The following is a 20,738-nucleotide window of genomic DNA, read 5'->3' as shown; positions in this document are numbered from 1 at the left end:
ACGAGCGACGCTAACGCTCGACACGGTAGAGGAGCACTCGCTCGAATCCATCGTCATCCTTTCGTGTGAGTACGACGACATTGCGCGTGACATGTCGGACGCGCGTCCCTGCCGGAAGCACGACCACGGCCAGCGCTCGACCGCTCTCGTCAAAGACATACACTCGGCCCTCGGCGGCTAGGTTCTCCCGGAACTCTTCGATCCACAACTCGCCAGTCTTGGACTCAGCTGCCAACTGAAACTTCGGCGCCGCTCTCACTGCGAGCGCAAGCGAGTTCTCCGCGGACAACCGAGCGGTGTCACCCGGAGCGGCCTGCGCCAGGAGGCTTGTCAGGTACGTTCCAACGTCGGCTCGATCGAGCGGTCTGTTGGGGCGTGGCCACCGTACCGTCGCTTGCAGCTTTCCACTCGCATCGAATCCGCGCAGCTCACCTAACCCGTTGTCCCCAATCCAGACCAGTCTTTGCGTCGATCCGGTGATCGGAATGCCGCTCAAACGGTGGGCGGCCATTGCCACGCCAGACACCGCCTGCGGTTGCCGGTAGCTGATCCATGTACGGTTCGACGTCGGCGGCAACCAAGTGACTCCCACGGTGCTGCCGACACCGAACATGATTGAGTCCGTTCGGCTTTCGCCGAGGAGTGGTGCTTGGACAGGCCGAAGACCGCTGGAAATGGCAAGCGTTGCGCCGGACGGCGCAACGCCGATGACCGAGCCCCGAAACGCGGGATCTCCTCTGACACTTGGCCCTCGCGTCGACGTACCCGTCGCGGCGTGGACCCGTGTTACGCGCGACTGCCCCGGCAATGACTCGAACACCAGAATCGAGTCGCCAGTAGCCGCTAGGAACGCGATGAACTGGAACTCTCCCGGGCCCTGTCCGCGTCGGCCGTGGGCGCGGAGGAAATCGCCGTCGGCTGAGAAGATGCGGAGGCGTTGGTCGGTCGCGTCGGCGACAACGAGTGAACCATCTGGCAGACTTGTGATCCCAGCAATGCGGGTGAACTCCCCCTCAGGAGCGTCGCGGCCAACCTCCACGGCCCCGGTCAGCCGCCAGCTGGGAATGCCCTGAGCACTGGCCGGGACGGCCAACAATACCTGACACAGACCCGCAACCATTCGCAAGCCATTTCGTTTCATGGATCCCTTACAAGTCCCAGAAGTACGTTCAAGGTGGTACTTCCCTGATGCATGCCCCGAGGTGTGAGAAATGTCGGGGTCCCACGGATACCCAATGACTCCGCCAGAGTAACGCTAGCCTGCACCCGCGCACCAGTCCTGGAGTCGTCGACACAGCGAAGAAAGGCGCTGGTATCGGGCAAATCAGCCTCGTCCGCCATGCGGCCGATTGCTTTCTGGTCATGCCAGGCCGTATCCCGCATCAAGAGGCGATGCGCGTTGCGAAAGCGGCCGACGTCCTCGGCGCAGAATGCCATCCGCGCAGCCCGAGCGGCGTGCGGGTGAATGCGTAGGGGATAGTGCAGGTAACCGATCCGGACGCCAGCGTCCACGGCACTGTCGACGGCAGCGCTGGAAGCGCGGCAGAACGGACAGTCATAGTCGGACACCTCGATCACGTCGTACGACCTAGCGCCGTCACTGAGGGGCGCGCTTGCGGCGACGAGGGTGATCCAGTGCTTCTCTGTCGCTCGTATCGTGGCACGCCGCGCCGAATATGAGGACCACTCGGTGCGGACGGCGGAGCTGGGTCGCGTGAGGAGGAAGAGGGCGAGGGCAAGTACAGCCATCGTCGTCCCATCAAGGAGCAGCTGAAATGGGCGGCGCATCGCGTCTCCAGCGAAGAAAGTCCAGTTGGCGAGCCGAAACGGAGAGAGCGCCCCGTGCCACCCTCTCCGTAGCAGCCTCCTATCTCAACACATGTTGAACCACACGTGAGAGCCATCGCAGTTGTACTCGCAAAGGCTGCAGTTGTCGCCGCTCACCAAGTGACAGGCCGTGAGCCCGATCACGATGTTGCTGGGACAGCCGCTGAACGCAGTTGCAGCCGGAAGGCTGGTCACGCCAAGGCCCATGAGTGCGAGCGAAAGGCGGAGGAGTCTGGTACGCATGTTCTTGATCTCCAGTTGAATGGATTCGAGCAAGTACGGTCCGTCGACGCCGTGCACGCACGCTGCACCAGGTCTGGTCCATTTGTCAAGAGGGAAGATGCAGAGATAGCTAAACTGTCGCTTGCACGATCAACCTGACTCAGCAGCCGCACTGCCGACCTCGACGGTAGCCGTATCACCAAACGCGTCGCTGCCTGAGAGGCAGGTCAATCAGCAGCGGTGTACGCCTGGCGCTGACAGGGTCATGGAGCGTGGAGAAACAGCGAGCGGCGTCTAACAGTGCACAGCTCGTGGCGGGGCTGTAGGGCTAGCCACCACACCCGGCGGCGAGTAGAGTAGGGGCAAGGACGCCGCCGGGTGTGGTGGCTTTATGACCCGCCCCGCACGAGAGTGCAGGTCGTTGAAGGTGTTGCAAAAGGGGGTCGGCGGCCGGAACGCGGTCGTCTAGGGACGGAAAGACGTCGCGGCGAGGGTGAGACGAGGCCACGGTGGCCCTGTGCGCGCGGGCGGGAGGCGATCCCGACGCCCGTTAGGCAGCGAGGCGGCCATGGTGCGCGAAGCTTCTCGATGTTGTGCACGAGGCACATGAGCAGCCACTGCCCGGTGACCTTGCCCTGGCCGCGCAGCGTGAAGCGATCGAGCCGTTTGTTGTGGCGCAGATTCGCGAAGACCGGCTCGACGACGGCGAAGCGCTGTTCGTAGCGGGCCCGCTCGGCCGGCGTATCGATCCGCGCTTTCATGGCCGCCGTGTGCGGCTTGCGGGCGAGGGGCGGTGCGAGCCGTGACTCGAAGAAGGCCACTTGGCGCACGGGCGTGGTCGCCGGGGTACGGAGACATTGCGCGCGCAGCGTACAGGGCAGGCAGTCGGTCTTGGTCCCCTGAAAGTGCTGCCCGCGGAGCCCCGTGGTGACGTGGGGGGCGGCCGCGGCGGGCGAGCGACTTGCCCGCGGGACAGACACACGTCTGCGCGACGGGATCGTACTGGAAGTCGGCCGGCGTGAAGCGGCGCGGCGCGTCCGGCCGCGGCGCCTTGTCATGCAGCGGATCCTTGGTCGCATGATGGGTCGCCTGGGTGTCGAAGCGCGCGTCGCGGCGGCGGAGCGCGCCGTCCGCGATGAGCGCGTCCACCCCGCGCGTCGCGAGCGCCTGCAGGTTGGCCTCACTGTGGTAGCCCGCATCGGCCGTGATGAGCGTCGTCGGCGCGCGCAGCGGATCGGTGGCCGCGACGGTCGGGAGCAGCAGCTCGTGCTCGGAGCCCGTTCCATGCGCGGCCGCCGCGACGATGATCTGCGTCCGCGCGTCGACCGCCGCCACGCCGGTGTAGCCCTGGATCACGCCCTTGCTCGTCGCCAGCTTCGCACTGTCGTTGTCCGTGCGGTTGCTCTTGCGGACGGCCCCCTTCACGCCGCGCCGGTCCTCCGGGTGCGCCGCCAGCCAGATGCGGAGTTGGGCGGCGTCTCGCTGCAGCCGGGCGATCCGCTGCGCGCGTTTGGCGTCCAGCGTCGGCTCGGTGGCCCCGCCATCCGCGGCCCGGTGCCGTGCGAGCAGCTGCGCCGCGGTGGCCTCCAGTTGCGCCGCGTGGCGCTCGAACTCGGCGCGCGTGCCGCTCTGCCGCTTGGAGGCGTTGCTCGGGAGCTTCACGCCATCGATGGCAAACATCTCGCGGCCAATGAGGCCCTGCGCGTCGCAGACCGCGAGGACGGCGGCGAAGACCCGCGCGATGGGGTCGCCCAACGTACTTAATGAAGCGGGCCAGGGTGGTGTGGTCTGGGGCCTGGTCGCCACAGAGGGCGATGAAGGTCACGTGCTCCTGGGACAGGCGCTCGATCGCGCGGGGCTGCTCACGATCCCTTGGGCATAGGCGCAGAGAATGACCTGGAGGAGCACCGCGGGCGGATAGGCCGGGGCGCCGGTGGCATCATTCCGGAAGCGGGCGTCGAAGTGGCCCAGGGATCGGCCCCGACAGCAGGTGAGGACCGCATGCTCGAAGGTGCCGGGGAGCAGCTGCCGCGTGAGGTCCACCGGAACGAAGCGGGGACTGGTATCAATGTGCTTGTAGTGAGCCATGGGTCCTCGACGGGGCGCGGGGAGCGGCACAGATTCCGGCGAGGAAACCCGGCGACCGCGCGGGAGTTCCATGTCCACATCGCGGGCGCCAACAGGGTTTTGCAACAACTACGTTAGGCGCACGGCGCGAAGACGTGCAGCCGCCTTGGGCAAGTGGAGAGACGTTGGCGGCGTCGATCCGCTAAGCATGTGGTCTCCTGTACGGCTCAACGGCCTCGTCAGTACCGTGGAGTGTCCGCGGTAGCGAGGATAGCACACCCCTTGACCGAAGGGGGGGGGGGCGAGACATCCTCCTCGGCGACGGGCAACTAGTCCGTACCATGTCGGGCTGCATCGCACATTATGAGTGGGGAGGGGAAATGATCTCGGCTAAGCATGTAGCCTCAGCTGCATCGTTGTTGTGTTGCGTCGCCTGCGGCATACCCGACTCCGCGGTCGGACCGCGCCTGAGCCAGGTACGACTCGCGCTGTCGCCCAGCGCGAGTCCCGCAGACACGATGCTGGACAACCTGGCGCGAGATCTCGTAACCGCTCTTCAGGCCCAGGAATTCCGCGATGAGTTGCGGGATGCACTACGAGACAACCCGTTTGCGGATCAGGCACTTCACCTGCAGTCCTTCGTCACGAACGGAGCCTCGGCGCGCCTTCAGGGCGTCTTGTCCCGATCCACGAAAGGGGGCCTCGCAGCTGGAATTCCGAAGCTCGGTACTGCGCCCTTCGAGTTGACGATGCCAAGTGCGCACCATCGTTTGTCGTGGTCGGCCGACCGGCCAATAACCGTGCTATTTCGCTCAAGTCGCGTCGACACGACTGCCCCAACGGGTGCATTGGTGCTGCTGGGCTACGATGAGCGTGGTCAGCCGACGAAGCGCAGCCTCGCTGAGTATCAGGACGATCCGTACATCATGCTTGCGCCATCAAACAAGTCATGGCCATCGGACCCGGAGCAAGCCCGTAGGGCGACGTGGAAGAGGCCGTACAGTAGTGTCAGCTCAGAGATCGAGAGCGTATGCGAGTTTACCTTCGTACAGGTCTACCAATCCCGACGGGCGTACCCACTGGTTCCGCACCCCGGGCACCGGCCGCCCGCCTCGACGACTGCCCGCCAGGCGTTGAATTCTGTCTTCCGAGTGGAGCAGGAGGCGGCTCCGGTGACGGCGTAGCACTTCCGTCATTCGGGACCTTCTCCAATTGCTTCGGCAACTACGGGGGTGCCGACCTTGACAGTGACGGCATTCGAGATGAGTGCAGTATCCGTTGGCCTGGGCGTTCCGCCCTCAACTAAAAATGTCCATGCCAGACCTGCCGGCTCGCGAGACATACTGGAGTGTGGCGCGGCATCCCAATCGACCCACTAGCGTCCAGATATTCTACGCTCTAGGCTGGTGGGAGGACTTCGGAGACGTATGGCTTGGGCTCGGCGATCATCGCGGGGATTCCGAGTTCGTGATCGTGGAGGCTCATCACATCGGCATGACGCAGTGGGTTGTGGACTATGTCACATACTCGGCCCACCACAACGTGCCAGCATTCCACGCTACGCAGACGCGGCCATGGGATGGAGTTGAGTACGTGGCCACATTTCGCGGTCGACCGCGCGTGTGGGTCGCCAGGAGCAAGCATGCGAACTACTTCTCGCAGTACTGGTGCGACCTCGGCGCATTCGGATTTGACACTTGCGACGCACCCAACGCCACGACTGATGTTGAGTTGTTCGCGGATCGGAACTTAGGTAACGAATTCGACTCATTTGCTCCCGGGGGTCCCTCGACGCGCCTCCTCGACTGTCGGCCGAGCATGCTGGGGCGGCCTGGGCAGGAGTGCTTCTGGACCGCGAATCGGTTCAAGGGGTGGTCGGGAGCTACCCCCGATTCCGGACCCTACAAAGACGTGCTGTTTTCTTTTGCGTTTTAACCAGTAGCTGCAGGAGCGCAGTGTCCACACTGATGGTACTCCGACTCTTTTGCGTCGCTCTACTGAGCACCGCCTCCTGCAACCTCTTTCGCGATGCCAGTGAGATCAACGCACTGGAAGGTTCGTATGAGCTTGAGGCTGTCGATGACCGACCTCTTCCGCAGTCACTCGCCAGCGCCCCTGCGTGCGTGGATTCGCTGGTCGAGGGCTCTCTCTCTCTAACCGGGTTGGTTCATCGAACCTCCAATCTTCCCTATATCTTCAGGCTCTTGGCGGCACGTACGTGTCCTCCAGCGGCACCGGTCGTTGACAACTTATCGCTGAACGGGGGATACTGGGAGCTTCAAGACCGCAACAGGATCCTGTTCCTCCCTCGAAACGATGGACGTCCCGGCTCTCCTGCCCCACCGCCGCCATACAGCGGCACCTACACGCGGGAGCCCGGCCGCAACACCGTGACCGTGGTGCGCGACGGACGTCGCTACCGATTCAAGAGTGTCACTCTTGTCAATCCCTAGCGGCTGCGCACTTCGCAGTCACAGAGCGAGTCTTGGCGGCGCCTAACAGTCCTAAGGAGATTTTTGTCAAGCGGGTGTAGCTCAGCCTGGGGGCCCCGCGAGAGGGCTCCCGAATGGACGGCGGTCCTACGACCTGGTGGCAGTCGCGCGCAACATCGATACGATCGTCCACGGGTCCCCGTGGCGGTCACACAGTCCTGCGAGCCGGAAGGCTCAGATGTTCACGGTCGACAGCCCGTCGGGCTCCCCAACCAGTGGCAAAGCGTCCATTGTAGGGTGCTCCCTTGGTCAACACGGCGTAGACGATCTGGGCGAGTTTCTTTCGCGACGAGCGCCCGAGCGATGGCTTTTCCCTTCCGCCGCACCCAGGCCTGATACACGGCGCGGACTTCGGGGAAGTACTGCACGGCGCGAATGGCGGCGTGATGCAACGCCAGCTTGAGATAGCGGTTCCCATCGCGGGACCGCTTGTGGCGCGTCTTGCCCCCTGAGTCGTTGGAGCCAGGCCCGAGGCGGCAGTAGTGGACCTTCCATTGGGGGTGATCTCCCGGCAGGGAAGCACAGTTCTCGGGAGCCGGGTCACCGCGATGCGGCTCCCAGCCGCCCCGGGCCTTGCGAATGCCAAAAATACGCCGCAATGTGATGTATATCGCCATCGTGGAGATAAATATGACCACCAGGACGAGAAAAGTGCTGGACATGATGCTCAGTGGGACGATAGACGCCGATCAGGCAGAGGAGTTGCTGGGGGCAATTGCGGAACCGCCCGCCTCGTCCCGTCGTGCGTCGAGACCCGCCGGCGATCGGGCCGGACTGCGCCTGACCGTCGAGGAGCTGGTTGAGCTCGCGTCCAACGGCGTCGAAGCCGACTACGTCCGGTCGCTGGTCGGAGCCGGACTGCGCAACCTCTCGGTGTCGGACATCGTTGAACTCGCGTCGAATGGGGTCGAGGCCGACTACATCCGCGCCCTGGTGGAGGCCGGGCTGGAAGACCTGACTGTCGAGGAGATCGTGGAGCTGTCGGACAACGCGGTCGACCCGAAGCTCGGCGAAGCGTTTCGGCGGGGCGAGGTCGACGACGAATGACTCGTCGACTGCTGCCCGTCCCGCCACGCGATCCTTTCGACGGCGGCCGGCTCATCGTCACACGCCTCGAGAACCCAGACACCGGGACCGTGTTCGAGGGTCGGTTCGACCTGGGCTGGGTGGGTCGGCTGACGCGTGAGCAACTCGACTTTGTCGGCTTGCTGGTGAAGCATCGCGCCAACGTGCAGCGCCTCGCGGGTGAGATCGGCATCGCGTACAACACGGCGCGCGCGGCTTGACGAGATTGTGCAAGCCATGGGCGGGGCTGACGACGAGCTCGCGCCGTCCGATCCGTCCGCAGCGCCGAGCGTCGACGCGGTACTGGACGGGTTGGCCTCGGGACAGATCGACGCAGCGAAGGCGATCGACCAACTGCGACGCAGGCGCGGCTGAGCGCGCACCACAGTACGGGGTGCGACCTGTCACACGGTAGGGCCGTACACACGAAAGGGCCGTGAGCGCGACCAGCTGGCGCTCACGGCCCTTCGCACTTCCGGTACTGCGCCGGTGAACCCTACCGGTTCGTCGTGTTGTCCAGCTGCGGCCGAAGCGCCGAGGTCGTTCCGGTGACCGTCATGTCGCCACGGGCACCGATCGTGTACATGCGCCCGTTGTTGAACGACACGCCGGTCCGCGTGATCAGGTTCGTGCTGGAACCCGGGGCGCGGACGAAGAGGTCATAGTTGGCGCCTTCGACGTTGGTGAAGACCCCTGCGGCCTTGTAGGCGACCGATCCACCGATCGCGACCTCGGTTCCCGTGACCGTGCTCCTCGCGTAGAGGACCATCGGCTGCGAGTTGGAGATGGCGTTGACGAAGCGCACACTGGCCTGCGTAAAGTCGATCGTCGCCGGCAGCGGATCCTCGACCACGAACCCGTCCGCACTCTTGGTCGACGTGCTGTAGATCCCGCTGATGTAGAACGAGTACGCCTTGGCGTCTGCCAGGGTGGCCGTGACCTTGGTGATGGCCAGGTCCTTGTCCGTCGTGGCGGCAATCTTGCCTTCGAGCGAGTACTGCCCCGGGGCGATCGATGAATAGAGGCCGCCATTGCCGACGCCGCCGGAGTTGACCCCCGTGGTCGATTCGACACCAGAGGTCGAACTGATGGCGGTCATCTTGGTGGTGTTGGCATAGAAGTTCACGCCGGGGGCGCTCACGCCAAAGTTGAAGAACTTGACGCGCGTCCCGGTTTCGGGTCCCGTAATGTCCTGGACGGCGGTCTTGTCACACGACGCGCTCAGGACGCTGGCGGCCAGGACGAAGAGGCTGCGATATCGATTCATGGTTCGGTTCACGGTTGGATGATCCACATCGGCTTCGTGTGGTAATCGAGCGCGAGCCCGCCAATGGTCTCGAGTGACGCGCGATTCCACACGTATTCGGAGTTGTATCGCGGGCGAATGCGTTGCACCACCTTGCCGCCATTGTCCGGGTACAGGTTGGTGGGCGCCGTGAAGCCGGGGTACACCTGCCGACCGGTCGCCGGGTCGACGTCCGTGTAGTTGAACCGCCGCATGTCCATCCACAGTTCATTGTGTCCCCAAGCCCATTGGGCGATGTACTTCTGCACCATGATGTGTGTCATGGTGAGCCCGGTCGCCGGGGGAACAACTGCGGTCGAGCCGAGGAAGGCGTTCTTCTCGGTCGCCGAGATCTGGGTTGGCGTCTGGGCGGCGTCGAGGTTGCGCGCATTCACCCAGTCAATGTGGGCGGAGATGCCGTTGCGATACGCCGCCAGCGCGGTCGCGCGGTCACCTGCGCGGAACGCAGCCTCCGCCTTGATGAACTGCAATTGGGCATAGGTCATGACCGGCAACCGACTCTTGTCGGCGAAGATGTAGCGTGCCGGTTGCTGTGCCCCCCCGGTGCCGGCGTAGCCGAAGAAGTTCATCGGTTGCTGGGTGGGCGTGAGCGCGCCAAAGCCGACCACGTTGACGTCCAGGCCACGATACTGGCCATCCGGTGATGGCGAGAGCATGCGACTCATCCGGGGATCGACCACCCCGCTGAACTGGGTGCCATCCATCAGGCCAACGACGAACCGGGTCTGACGATACGACGTGAGGTTATTCCGCGTTCGCCCGAGGAAGTTGGTGTCGTCGTTCTGGGTCCCCGGATACGCGAGCAGGGCATCGTCCGCATTGCTCGCGAACGACTTGTCCACTGCGGCGATCACGTCCGCCGGCTTGTAGGTCGCCTTGTTGGAGTAGTGATTGAGGTTCATGGCCAGCAGGCCATAGGCGAACTTCAGCCACCTGGTACGATCGCCGTTGTAGATCTTGTCCGTGCGGGCAAGGTACGTCGCATTGACCGCGCCATCCGTGCGCTGCAGCAGGGCGATGGCCTCGGTGAGGAGGCGCTGGATCTCCTGGTAGGCGTACTCCTGCGTGTCATAGCTGAAGACGAACTTTGACTGGTCGATCGCTTCCTTGACGACAATCTCGCCGTGGAGGTCGGTCGTCACCTGCCAGCCCCACGCCTTCAGGACTTTGGCGACCCCCAGCAGGTCCCAGCGCTCCTCGGCTTCGGCCAGGTTGGTCAGATCCACCAGGTTCTGGCCGAGGGTCCAGTAGACGTCCCGCCACTGCTGGGCGCCGTTATCGCTGTTGGGGTCATACCCCATGCGATCCCAGGTGCCGAGCGCGGTGCCGGCGAGGTACCACTGTTGGGTGTATCGGCCCACAAACCGACCGTCGAACTGCGGCGACGTCACCATCCAGTGCAACATCGGCGCGAGGTACAAGTTCGCCGAGACGGTCTGTGGCGCGTTGGGGTTGTCGTTGACGTCGAGAAACTCCTTGCAACTCGCGGTGCCGGCCAGGAGGCCGAGGACGGCGAGGCGACGAATCCGTGTCATGATGTGCGTCATGGGTCAGTACCTCACCGAGAAGCCAAGGCTCAGGCGTCGTGGCATCGGGAAGTTTCCGTAATCGATGCCGGCACCCCCGGACCCACCGACGGCGGCCGAGTTGCCGTTGACGATCGGGTCGAGGCCGGAGTAGTTGGTGATCAGCAGCAGGTCGGTCCCGGTGACGAAGGCACTCACGTCCTTGGCCTTGAGGTACCGGCCCGGGAGGAGGTACCGGAGGGTCACGTCCCGCAGCCGGATCCAGTTGATGTCGCGCTCGATGAACAGCTCCTCGCTGATCCCGGTATAGAAGAGCGGGGTCACTGCGGGGATGATCACGATGTTGTTCGCGGTGGGCGTCGCACCATTCTCCTTGCCGTCCCGGAGCACGCCCTTGATGACCCTGGGCTGCTCGCGATCCAGCGTGCGCAGGCTGAGTCCGCGCGAGGTGAGGAAGTGCTCCGTAGCGTTGAAAACGTCGCCCCCGCGTCGGAAGTCGAGGAGGAAGCTCAACGTGGCGCGCCGATAGTTGATGGAGTTCGTGACGCCGAGCGTCCAATCGGGCTGCCGATCATACGCGTCCTGGTCACCGCACGCGCCGCTGATGAACAGCGTGGAGCGCAGGGGCAGACCGGTGGTCGGGTCAATCAGCAGGTCGCAGTTCTGGTTCCGCAGGTAGAACAGCCCCGTCATGCTGCGTGTGGACAGCCCAGGGGTCGTCCCGTTGCGCACGTTGCCGTAGAGCCACGTGTCGGAGACATAGGACTCCGGGAGCGCGTTGGGGAGTGCCACCACCTTGCCGCGCGCCCGCTCGAAGTTGCCCAGGATGTCCCAGGACAGGGCGCCCTTCTGCACCGGGGTGCCGCGCAGTGACACTTCCCATCCCTTGTTCTCCGTCACGGCCCCGTTGAGGTTGAACAGGATGAAGCCGGTGGCGTACGATCCGCGGATGTCGTTGACGATCTGGTCGCGCGTGCGCTTGCGGTACCAGGTGACGTCGAGCCCCAGCCGGTTGTCGAACCAGCTCAACTCGGTGCCGAACTCGTACGAGCGCGCAAACTCCGGCTTGAGGTCGAGGTTCGGTCCGGTGAAGCCGTATCCGTACCCACCGAATGACGTGGTCTTGAACTCCAACGACGGTCGGTACGCGTACGGCCGGGCGTCCTTGCCGACCTCGGCGTAGGCAGCGCGCAGCTTGCCTGTCATGAACTCGCCGATGGCCGGGAACGCATCGGAGAACACGAAGCTCGTGGAGACCGAGGGATAGAAGAAGGAGTTCCGCTGGACCGGGATCGTCGAGGTCCAGTCATTGCGTCCCGTGACGTTCAGGTAGAGGAAGTCCTTCCACGAGAACGTCGCTTGCCCGAAGGCGCTAACCAGGCGACGCTCAGCGAGGGTCGTTCGATTGGTGCGAAGGTTCGTGTTGTTCGCCGACACGAAGTTGGGGTCGAGGAAATCGCGCCCATTGATCGCGGATGTCGTGGACGTGAAGGCCGAGATCTGGTTGCCGATGAAGGCACTCACATCGAGGTCGCGCCACAGGGTACGGCGATTGATGTTGAACAGGGTCTGCGCGTTGATGTTGCGCGTGACGTCGTTCGCTTCGTCGAGGATGCCGTTGTTGGAGTTCCCGAGGGCACTCTCGGGATGACGCAGCACGCGCAGGTCGTTGGTGAAGCCATCCAGGCCGATGTTGCTCTTGAGGCTCCCCCACGAGAACGGGGTCACGATCAAGCCGAGGTTGGCGATGATCCGGTTGTTACCCGAGGTGCTCTGGTTCTTGGCGACGTTGAAGTAGGGGTTGTCGATCTCCCCGGCTTCGCTCAGTGAGGTGAGCCGTCGACGGGTGCCGGCGGGAGTCAGCCAGTCCTTCGCGTCATCGGTGGCGGGCCATGACAGCAACCCGAGTAGGGGGCCGTTCGCGCCCTTGTAGGGCTGCGCGTTCTCCTGCACTGAGTAGGTCATCGAGAGATCGGCCCGCAACCAATCGGTCACCTGAGCCTGCGAGGCCCCGGTCAGCGTTCCACGTCGCTCGTTGCTGTTCGGGACCACGCCTTCCACCTTGTCGCCAGAGAACGCGACACGATAGTTGATGCGGTTGTCCTGCGCGGCGCCACTGAACGCCAGGTTGTGCTTCTGCGTCATGGCGGTGCGGAAGAACCCGTCGACGTTGTCGTAGAGCGTCGTTCCCGCAGGATAGGGAGCGCCAAAGTAGAAGAACGACCCGAGGAGTCCGCCGGCGATGGTGGTCGGGCCGTACGTGCGCTGTACCTCGGGTTCGTCTCCGGGGCGCTCCACGCGGAAGCTGGCGCTGTACTCGAGGCCACCGCTGCCGGCACGACCACGCTTGGTCGTGATCACGATGGCACCGTTGGCCGCATCGATGCCGTAGAGCGCGGAGGCTTCCGGGCCCTTGAGCACCACCAGTGACTCGATGTCATTGGGGTTGATGTCGGCGGCCCGATTGGTGAAGTCCAGTCCGCGGTTGCTAAACGCAAAGGCAGATCCTGGCGCATCCGACGCAAGCACACCGGTGTTGGTGGTCTTGTTGTCGATCGGCAGGCCGTCGACGATCATCAGCGGCTGGTTGGAGCTGCTGATCGAGCTGACGCCGCGGATCGTGATGGAGCTGGAGGCACCGGGAACGCCCGAGGAGCTCGTCACTTCGACGCCGGCGACCCGACCCTGCAGCGCATTGATGAAATTCTCGCGCTGCGTCGAGGCGATCGCTCCACCGTCCACGCTCTGCTGCGAGGTCCCGAGCGAGCGCTGGACCGCGGTCTGCCCCAGGGCGGAGACCACCACGGCGTCGAGCTGGGTCGCCACCTTCTTCATCTGGACGTTGATCACGTCCTCGGCGCCGACCGTGCGCTCTTCCGGGGCGAGGCCGATCAGGCGGTACTGAATGACCCTGGCCGACGTTGGCCCGGACGCTGTAGCGGCCGTCGGCGTTGGTCAGGCCGCCGGAGTTGGTTCCCCGAACAAGTACCTGGACCCCAGGCTGGGGGCCTCCGTCCTCGCCGGTGACGCGTCCGGACACCGTCTTCTGTTGCGCGAGCGCCTGGCTCGCGAACAGGAGCGATCCGGTGAGTAAACTGATGATTCTCATGGGGTTATGGGCTTCGGGGTCCCTGCGGATACGGGGCGTTTGGCGCCGGCCGTGACCCGCGTCACGAACGTGAATCAACGGTATGTTGGATGGTTAAATGAAGCTAGATGGAAGTTCCCGACTCCCCGGATCGGCCAGGGTGACCGGGTGAGCGTCCATCCGGAGGGCGGAAGTGCAAGGCGAGGACCACAGCCCGCGGACCGGGGCCGGGTCGCAGTCGGCTAGTCGCTTCGCTTCTGGTACCGCCAGACGGCGATCGAGAGGACGAGCACGGCCGCCACGGCGAGCACGCCGAGCTGCGGGAGGACGTCCAGGGGGCCGGCCCCGCGCAGCATCACCCCGCGCATGAGGCCGATGAAATGCATCATCGGGTTCAATCGGGCAATCATCTGCGCCCAGGGTGGCATCGACGCCACCGGAGTGAACAGCCCGCTCATCAATAGATAGACCATGAGCATGGCGAAGTTCACGAACATGGCCTGCTGCTGCGTCTCCGTAACGGCGGAGATCCAGAGCCCGATGCCGAGCGCGGCGAGCAGGTAGAGCGCCGCACCGGCGAAGACCAGCCAGAGCGGGCCCAACATCGGGACCGAGAAGGCCACCCGCCCGACCACCAGCCCGATCGAGAGCACGACCATCGCGATCACCCAGAGCGGGATGAGCTTGGCGGCGATGAAGGTGGCGCGCGGGATCGGCGTCACGTTGAGTTGCTCGAGGGTCCCGGCTTCCTTCTCCCGCACGACATTCATCGCCGTGAGCAACGTCCCCACGATGGTCAGCAGCTGCACGAGGATCCCCGGCACCATGTAGTGGCGGTAATCCATCTCCGGGTTGTACCAGCCCCGGGTGCGCACCTCCACACGGGGAACGCCACGGCCAGGCGGCGCTTCCGCCCGAGATCCGGCCATCGCGGTGACCGGGGTCAGCTGCACGGCAAGCTCGGCGGCGTATCGCCCAAGGATCTCCCGGGCATACGCCGAGGTCACGCCCGCCGCCGCACCATCCTCGGCGTTAAGCAACAGCTGCACCTGGCCCGCCTTCGTGCGAACGAGGTCGCGCTCGAACCCGTGGGGAATGACCAGGATCATCTCCACGTTGCGACGCATCAGCGCATCGTCCCCGCGCGCCACGCTGCCCGACGCCTCGGTCGCCTCAAACCGCCCGGACGCGACCAGCCGCTGTACGACGGCGCGTGAGCGCGTCGTGTGATCCTGATCCACCACATGCATCCGCGATCGCTTGACCTCAAAGGTCGCCGCGTTGGACAGGATGAGCAGCTGGACGATGGGGATCATGAACAGCATCCGCACCAGCGCCGGGTCGCGCAGGATCTGCAGGAACTCCTTCTTGAGGAGAAAACGCAGGATACGCATCAGGCGAGGCGCTCCTTGAACGAGCGCGTGGCTGCGACCAGGAGCACCACGAAGATCCCGGTGAGAATGGCCAGCTCCTGCCACAAGTGCACCACACCCGCGCCCTTGAGCATGATGCCGCGCACCACGACGATGAACCAGCGCGCCGGCACCGCGTTTGACACGATTTGCAGAGGCGTCGGAAGGCTCGCGATGGGGAAGATCATCCCCGATAGCAGGGTGCTGGGCAGCATCGTGACGAGCATGGCACCGATCATCGCTGTGCGCTGCGAGCCCGTGCGAGCGGCAATGAGCACGCCAAGCGCCAACCCAACGAGGGAATACAGCATGCTGGCCGCGAGCAGGAGCAGCAAGCTTCCGCGCAGCGGGACCTGGAAGACGATCCAGGCGGCCACGAGTGCGGTCACGACGTTGGCGAAGGCCAGCAGCAGGTAGGGGGCGACCTTGCCGAGGATGATCTGCCACGGATGCAACGGCGAGACGAGCAGTACCTCGAGGGTACCACGCTCCATCTCCCGTGACAGCGAAATCGCCGTCATGAGCGCCGTGACGAGGGTGAGGACGAGCGCGATCAGACCCGGGACGAACAGGTTGACGCTCTCCAGGGTCGGGTTGAAGCGCATGCGGACCTGCGGAACGAGCTGCACCGCGCCGCGAGCGCCAGGCAGCTCGGCCTGCCAGCCAGCGATCACCGCGCCGGCATAGGTCTGCATCGTGCTCCCGGTGTTTGGGTTCGATGCGTCCGAGATCAGCTGGAGCCGCGCGGGGGAGCCGCCGGCCAGGTCGCTCGCGATCCCCGCGGGGATGACCAGTGCTACATCCACATCCCCCCGGCGAAACAACGGCTCGAGGATGCGCATGCTCGGCGCTGTCGCGACGATACGAAACCGTGAGTTGCCAGCGAACCGGGATTCGAGGGCCTGGCTCACGGCGTCATTCGCCTGATCGACAATGGCGATGCGAATGTCGGTGACGTCGGTGCGGATGGCGAAGCCGAAGAGCACGACCTGCGCGAGCGGCATCAACAGCAGGATGACCAGGGTCTGGCGATCCCGCAGGATGTGCCAGAGCTCCTTGACCACGAAGGCGCGGAGCGCGCGCAGTCGACTCGCGGCCCTGGTGGTCACGCGGCCGGGCGGGCGAGACGTACGAAAACTTCGTCCAGGCTGGGCGCCCCATACTCTGCCTTGAGTTCAGCGGGGGTGCCCATGGCGGCAATCCGGCCGTCGACCATGATCGAGAGCCGATCACAGTACTCGGCTTCATCCATGTAGTGTGTCGTCGCGAAGACGGTCGTCCCGGCGGCGGCCGCGGCGTAGATCATCTCCCAGAACTGGCGCCGGGTGATCGGGTCCACACCACCGGTCGGTTCATCGAGAAAGACGACACGGGGGCGATGCAACATCGCCACGGAGAAGGCGAGCTTCTGCTTCCAGCCAAGCGGGAGCGACCGGACCATGGAACGTCGGGCGGTGGAGAGATCGAGCGCCTCCAGCATCGCCGTCAGGCGCTCCTCGATCGTGGCATCGTCCAGGCCATAGATCCCACCGTACAGCGTGATGTTCTCGGCGACGGTCAGGTCGTCGTACAACGAAAACCGCTGGCTCATGTACCCGATGTTGCGCCGCACCTCCTCGGACTGTGTGAGCACATCGAAGCCGGCGACGCGCGCCGAGCCCGACGTTGGTGCGAGCAGCCCGATCAGCATCCGGATAGCGGTGGTCTTGCCAGCGCCATTGGCGCCGAGGAAACCGAAGACCTCGCCGGCGCGCACGTCGACGGAGATCGCGTCCACCGCGGTGAAGTCGCCGAAGCGTCGCGTCAGGTCACGGACCTCGATGGCAACGCTCATGCGGCAGCCCCCATGAGTTCCATGAAGGTGTCTTCGATAGTCGGCGCGATTGCGGTGATCTCCAGGTCACTCACGCCGCGCGCGGCGAGGAACGGGGCAAGCTCGGCGTGCAACGTTTCTGGCTCGGTGCCCGGTCGCGTGTCGCTGTAGTGCACCGTGTCGCCAAACGGCTGCACGGACGCAGCGTGTGGGAAGGCACGCAATCCCACAATGAGATCATGGCGAGGGGTGCCGCGCACCGAGTAAAACGCGCGAGGAAAGCGATCACCGATCCGCGACGGGACGTCGATGGCGAGCAGGCGCCCCTTCTGGACCAGGGCGATGCGATCGCACCGCTCCGCTTCGTCCATGTAGGGGGTGGAGACGACGATCGTCAGGCCGGTGCGCTGGAGGTCGTGCAGCAGGTCCCAGAACTCGCGACGCGAGACGGCGTCGACCCCGGTGGTCGGCTCGTCGAGAAGGAGGAGGTCGGGGCGGTGCACCAGGGCGCACGAGAGGGCGAGCTTCTGCTTCATTCCACCGGAGAGGGCGCCGGCCCGGCGCGTGCGGAATGGCTCGATCTGCCGGTAGATCGGGGCGATCAGTTCGTAGCCGCGTTCGACGGTTGTGCCGAAGACCGAGGCGAAGAACTGGAGGTTCTCCTCCACGCTCAGGTCGGGGTACAGGGAGAAGCGGCCGCGCATGTACCCCACGCGGGCGCGGATCCCCCAGAGGTCCTTCACGACGTCGAGGCCGAGGACGGTCGCCTGGCCGGCATCGGGCACGAGGAGGGTGGTGAGGATGCGGAAGAGGGTCGTCTTGCCGCCACCGTCCGGTCCAACGAGGCCGAACAGCTCGCCCGGGTTTACCTCGAGGCTGACGCCATCGAGCGCGCGCGTCGCCCCCAAGGCCTTCTGCACCTGGTGAACGATCACCGGCGACGGGCTGCTCATTTGCTTGCCGTCGCGGTGACGGATCCGAAACGGATATCGGCCGGCATCCCGATCTTGAGGAGGCCGTTGGGATTCGCGACGCGCACCTTGATGGCGTAGACGAGGTCGGTGCGTTCATCCCGCGTCTGGACCGGTGTCGGAGTGAACTCCCCGCGACTCGCGATCCATTGGACCGTCCCGCGGAGGGAGACCAGCGAGTCCGCGCCCTGATCGACGAAGACGTCCACCACCTGGCCGAGGGTGACCGAGGCCAGCTGGGCGCCTGAGACCCACGCGCGCAGGTCGAGCGTATCCAGCGCCGCCACCTTGTACAACGGCTGGCCCGCACCGACCACTTCACCTTCGCGCGTGTAGGTGGCGAGGACCGTTCCGGTGAGCGGGTTGATCACCGTGGCGCGCGACACGCGATCCTTCGCCTGAGTCACCCGGCCTCCACCGCGTCCGATTCCAGGCCAACGCTGCGCTGCGACGCACGTATCGCCTCGATCTGGGCGAGGAGGGTGCGATGGTCGCGCTCTGCCTGGTCCAGTTGCTGGGCCGTGGCGGCCTGCTGGGCAAAGAGACGTTGGGTGCGTTGCCAGCCACGCTCAGCGATCTCCCGCTGCACATCGAGCACGCGCAACTGCTCGGTCAGTTCCGACCGGCGCGAGAGGACCGCGCTGCGCTGTGCAGCGAGTTGCTGGCGGTCCAGGACGAAGGCGGTGGTGTCGATGACGGCGACGACCGTGCCGCGATCCACCGTCGCTCCCTCGGTCACGGCGAAGCGTGTTACGGGCCCGCTCATCTGGGAGGCGACGACCACCTCGGTGGCCTCGAAGTTCCCGTAGGCGTCAGGCAACTCTTCCGTGCGGCATGCCGCGAGCAGGAGCACGAGTGCCGCATGGCGCGGACGAAGGTGGGATAACATCAGCGAACCTCGAGGCCGATGGTGGTCAGGAAACGTGCGCGAGCCTGGTCCAGCTCCACGCGATGGGTGGCGAGTGCGAGGCGGGCCACCTGGAGGTCGGTGTCACGGTCGATGAGTTCGGCGACCGTCACCACCCCCTCGGCGTGGCGGATACGGGTCTCCCGGAGCACGCGCTCTCGCAGCTCAATGATGGTGTTGTCGTCGGCGAGCGACCGCTCGAGCCGGTCCATGGAGCCCACGTCCGCAAGGATCGATCGGCGGAGCCGGTCGGCAAAGGCGCGCTCTTCGCTGGCGATGACGTCACGCTGGATGGCGATTGCCTCGCGCTCCCGGCGGGCCGTTCCCCAGTCAAACGGCGCCCACTCGAGTTGGATCCCGGCCAGCCAGTAGGTGTCGAAGGCGCGGGAGAGCATGTTGAGCCCGGGGCGTCCGTATCCGGTGCGAGTGAACGCGGAGAGGCGAGGCTTGTCCTGCGCTCGCAACGCGTCCTCGCGGGCCTGGGTCGCTTGCCGTGAGGCCTGGTACGCGGCGTATTCGGGTCGTTGCCGGATGGCGTCGATCGAGTCGCGGGCGGCGCGTGCCTGTGCGCCGAGGTCAGTGGAGGCAAGGATGGCGGCTCCGGTGATCGGGCGACCCGTCAGGTCAGCGAGCAGGGCGAGCGCGGTCGTCCGGTTGGCGTCGAGCTCGTCCAGCGACTGCCGCCGGCGGATCCGTTCCGCCACCAACAACGCGGTGTCGCTGGGCAGGGCAGCACCGGCCGCGACGCGATCCCGTGCGATGCGCAGCTGGGCGTCGAGGTCGGTGAGGGCCGCTTCCACCACCTGCCGCTGCGCGTCGAGCGAGCGCGCCATGAACCAGGCGTCGGTCACGGCGAGTCGCTGGGCGAAGGTCGCAGCGCCGACGCGTGCTTCCGCCTCGGTGGCTTGCGCTTCCTCGACGGCGCGACGCGGCGTGCGCGACGGATCGAACAGGCGCAGGCGCAGTCCCACGTTGGCGTCGTAGGTGTCCTTGAATGGCATGATGGCGCCCGGCAGCGGGACGCTGGTCACGTCGGACTGATGCTGGGCCTGCGCATTGAGGCCGAGTGAGGGCAAGCGCTCGTTGCGAATGTTCTCCAGCCGGAGCGCGGCCTGGTCACGGATGAGCTTGACCTGGGCCCCGCGCGGGTCGCGCGCGACGGCGGCTGCCTGCAGGTCGGCGAGCCGCAGCGTGTCCTGCGATTGGGCAAGGACGGGTGCGCAGGCGAGGGCCATCGCGGCGCGCCAGGTCGCCGGGTGAAGGCGAGGGCGGGTCATGGGCGCAGGGCGTTGAGGATGAAGCTCGGGAGCTCGCGACGCCGGGCGTCGAGAAAGCGTTCCCAGTCGTCGATGCCGAGGATATGGAGCAACATCGGGCGTGCCGCGAAGGGAAAGACGCAGAGCGAGGCGAGGTTCGCGATGAACTGCTGGGCGCGCATGGGTCGGATCTCCCGGGCACGGGCGGCACGTGCGAGCTCGCGGTCGAGTTGTGCGACGGCGGCCTGCATCGCGTCCCGCGCCTGTGCGCCGCCCATCTGCTCGACGAGGCTCTCGACGCGCTCGGGGTGGAAGGTGATCTCGGCGAGGACATACCCCGGGAGGAACGGGTGCTCGCGCAGCGTGTCGATGTAGTGGTGCACGCACTGCGTAACACGCGCCTCAAGGCTCAGGTCGGAGCCGAGGATGCGGAGCAGGACCGGGAAGAGGCGGCCCGCCGCTTCGCGAAAGACCGCGAGGGCGAGGGCGTCCTTGGAACGGAAGTAGTAATGAAGGAGGGCCTGGTTCACCCCGGCTTCGGCCGCGATCTCCTGCATGCGCGCCCCGGCGGTGCCGTGCCGGATGAAGACCTGTCGGGCCGCATCGAGGATGCGCCGCTCGGTGTCCGCGTCCGCCGCGCGGCTGGGCGCTGGCGCGGCGGGCCGCGGGGATGCCGCCGGTTTCCGGCGTCGCGTAGTGGTCTTGGCCATATGGTTTGACTGAATGGTTAAACCATACAGCCACCGCGGGTGCCTTCGCAAGGCCCGCGCGTGCGACCCCGGAACG

18 protein-coding genes and 2 pseudogenes are annotated in these 20,738 nt (G+C 65.5%); 3 read left to right on the top strand and 17 right to left on the bottom strand.

The window, feature by feature from the left end; all coding sequences use genetic code 11:
• Positions 1–10: 10 nt before the first annotated feature.
• The 6 genes and pseudogenes from IPK85_04450 to IPK85_04425 all read right to left on the bottom strand — a co-directional run bounded on the left by IPK85_04450 (position 11) and on the right by IPK85_04425 (position 7,225).
• Positions 11–613 (bottom strand): hypothetical protein, encoded by a 603-nt coding sequence (locus tag IPK85_04450; protein MBK8246636.1) that lies wholly within the window; start codon positions 611–613, stop codon positions 11–13.
• Positions 614–1,137: 524 nt separating this feature from the next.
• Positions 1,138–1,788: a thioredoxin domain-containing protein gene (locus tag IPK85_04445; protein MBK8246635.1), complete on the bottom strand. Its 651-nt coding sequence runs from the start codon at positions 1,786–1,788 to the stop codon at positions 1,138–1,140.
• 84 nt (positions 1,789–1,872) lie between these two features.
• A complete protein-coding gene (locus IPK85_04440; protein MBK8246634.1) occupies positions 1,873–2,070 on the bottom strand; it encodes a hypothetical protein in 198 nt (65 codons plus the stop codon).
• A 368-nt stretch (positions 2,071–2,438) separates the two neighbouring features.
• Positions 2,439–3,279, bottom strand: a pseudogene (locus IPK85_04435) (transposase).
• A 591-nt stretch (positions 3,280–3,870) separates the two neighbouring features.
• Positions 3,871–4,137: a hypothetical protein gene (locus IPK85_04430; GenBank protein ID MBK8246633.1), complete on the bottom strand. Its 267-nt coding sequence runs from the start codon at positions 4,135–4,137 to the stop codon at positions 3,871–3,873.
• 2,653 nt (positions 4,138–6,790) lie between these two features.
• Entirely contained in the window at positions 6,791–7,225 is a 435-nt protein-coding gene (locus IPK85_04425; GenBank protein MBK8246632.1) for a transposase, read from the bottom strand.
• Between the two features lie 13 nt (positions 7,226–7,238).
• Between IPK85_04425 and IPK85_04420 the strand changes: the two genes are divergently transcribed.
• Together IPK85_04420 and IPK85_04415 are read left to right on the top strand one after the other, a co-directional pair.
• Positions 7,239–7,655, top strand: coding sequence for a hypothetical protein (locus IPK85_04420; GenBank protein ID MBK8246631.1), 417 nt, complete (start codon positions 7,239–7,241; stop codon positions 7,653–7,655).
• Positions 7,656–7,663: 8 nt separating this feature from the next.
• Positions 7,664–8,048 (top strand): annotated as a pseudogene (locus tag IPK85_04415) (DUF2089 domain-containing protein).
• Positions 8,049–8,169: 121 nt separating this feature from the next.
• Here the strand turns inward: IPK85_04415 and IPK85_04410 are convergent.
• Genes IPK85_04410 through IPK85_04400 form a run of 3 tightly spaced genes read right to left on the bottom strand, consistent with a single transcriptional unit; the run spans position 8,170 to position 13,412 of the window.
• On the bottom strand, positions 8,170–8,940 hold the full coding sequence (locus IPK85_04410) for a DUF4397 domain-containing protein (protein MBK8246630.1): 771 nt from the start codon (positions 8,938–8,940) through the stop codon (positions 8,170–8,172).
• A gap of 8 nt (positions 8,941–8,948) precedes the next feature.
• Positions 8,949–10,514, bottom strand: coding sequence for a RagB/SusD family nutrient uptake outer membrane protein (locus IPK85_04405; GenBank protein MBK8246629.1), 1,566 nt, complete (start codon positions 10,512–10,514; stop codon positions 8,949–8,951).
• 15 nt (positions 10,515–10,529) lie between these two features.
• Positions 10,530–13,412: a SusC/RagA family TonB-linked outer membrane protein gene (locus tag IPK85_04400; GenBank protein ID MBK8246628.1), complete on the bottom strand. Its 2,883-nt coding sequence runs from the start codon at positions 13,410–13,412 to the stop codon at positions 10,530–10,532.
• Between IPK85_04400 and IPK85_04395 the strand changes: the two genes are divergently transcribed.
• On the top strand, positions 13,411–13,599 hold the full coding sequence (locus IPK85_04395; GenBank protein ID MBK8246627.1) for a hypothetical protein: 189 nt from the start codon (positions 13,411–13,413) through the stop codon (positions 13,597–13,599). The two genes, IPK85_04400 and IPK85_04395, sit on opposite strands and share 2 nt — an antisense overlap.
• Before the next feature lie 236 nt (positions 13,600–13,835).
• On the opposite strand, the gene IPK85_04390 is transcribed toward IPK85_04395, so the two are convergent.
• The 8 genes from IPK85_04390 to IPK85_04355 are packed head-to-tail and all read right to left on the bottom strand — an operon-like array spanning position 13,836 to position 20,662.
• Entirely contained in the window at positions 13,836–14,987 is a 1,152-nt protein-coding gene (locus IPK85_04390) for an ABC transporter permease (GenBank protein MBK8246626.1), read from the bottom strand.
• On the bottom strand, positions 14,987–16,114 hold the full coding sequence (locus IPK85_04385; GenBank protein ID MBK8246625.1) for an ABC transporter permease: 1,128 nt from the start codon (positions 16,112–16,114) through the stop codon (positions 14,987–14,989). The genes IPK85_04390 and IPK85_04385 overlap by 1 nt, the downstream gene beginning before the upstream one ends.
• Positions 16,111–16,839, bottom strand: coding sequence for an ABC transporter ATP-binding protein (locus IPK85_04380; GenBank protein ID MBK8246624.1), 729 nt, complete (start codon positions 16,837–16,839; stop codon positions 16,111–16,113). Before IPK85_04380 ends, IPK85_04385 begins: the two co-directional genes overlap by 4 nt.
• Entirely contained in the window at positions 16,836–17,771 is a 936-nt protein-coding gene (locus tag IPK85_04375; GenBank protein MBK8246623.1) for an ABC transporter ATP-binding protein, read from the bottom strand. The genes IPK85_04380 and IPK85_04375 overlap by 4 nt, the downstream gene beginning before the upstream one ends.
• Complete coding sequence (locus IPK85_04370) at positions 17,768–18,196, bottom strand: HlyD family efflux transporter periplasmic adaptor subunit (GenBank protein ID MBK8246622.1); 429 nt, start codon at positions 18,194–18,196, stop codon at positions 17,768–17,770. The genes IPK85_04375 and IPK85_04370 overlap by 4 nt, the downstream gene beginning before the upstream one ends.
• Positions 18,193–18,678 carry a biotin/lipoyl-binding protein gene (locus tag IPK85_04365; protein MBK8246621.1) on the bottom strand — a complete coding sequence of 162 codons (486 nt, stop codon included), beginning with the start codon at positions 18,676–18,678 and terminating at the stop codon, positions 18,193–18,195. The genes IPK85_04370 and IPK85_04365 overlap by 4 nt, the downstream gene beginning before the upstream one ends.
• On the bottom strand, positions 18,678–19,973 hold the full coding sequence (locus tag IPK85_04360) for a TolC family protein (protein ID MBK8246620.1): 1,296 nt from the start codon (positions 19,971–19,973) through the stop codon (positions 18,678–18,680). Before IPK85_04360 ends, IPK85_04365 begins: the two co-directional genes overlap by 1 nt.
• A complete protein-coding gene (locus IPK85_04355; protein ID MBK8246619.1) occupies positions 19,970–20,662 on the bottom strand; it encodes a TetR/AcrR family transcriptional regulator in 693 nt (230 codons plus the stop codon). Before IPK85_04355 ends, IPK85_04360 begins: the two co-directional genes overlap by 4 nt.
• Positions 20,663–20,738: the final 76 nt, after the last annotated feature.

The organism is Gemmatimonadota bacterium (assembly GCA_016712265.1).
Taxonomy (GTDB): domain Bacteria; phylum Gemmatimonadota; class Gemmatimonadetes; order Gemmatimonadales; family Gemmatimonadaceae; genus RBC101.
The sequence above is the reverse complement of the archived record's forward strand: the minus strand, read 5'-3'. Positions and strand labels throughout refer to the sequence as shown.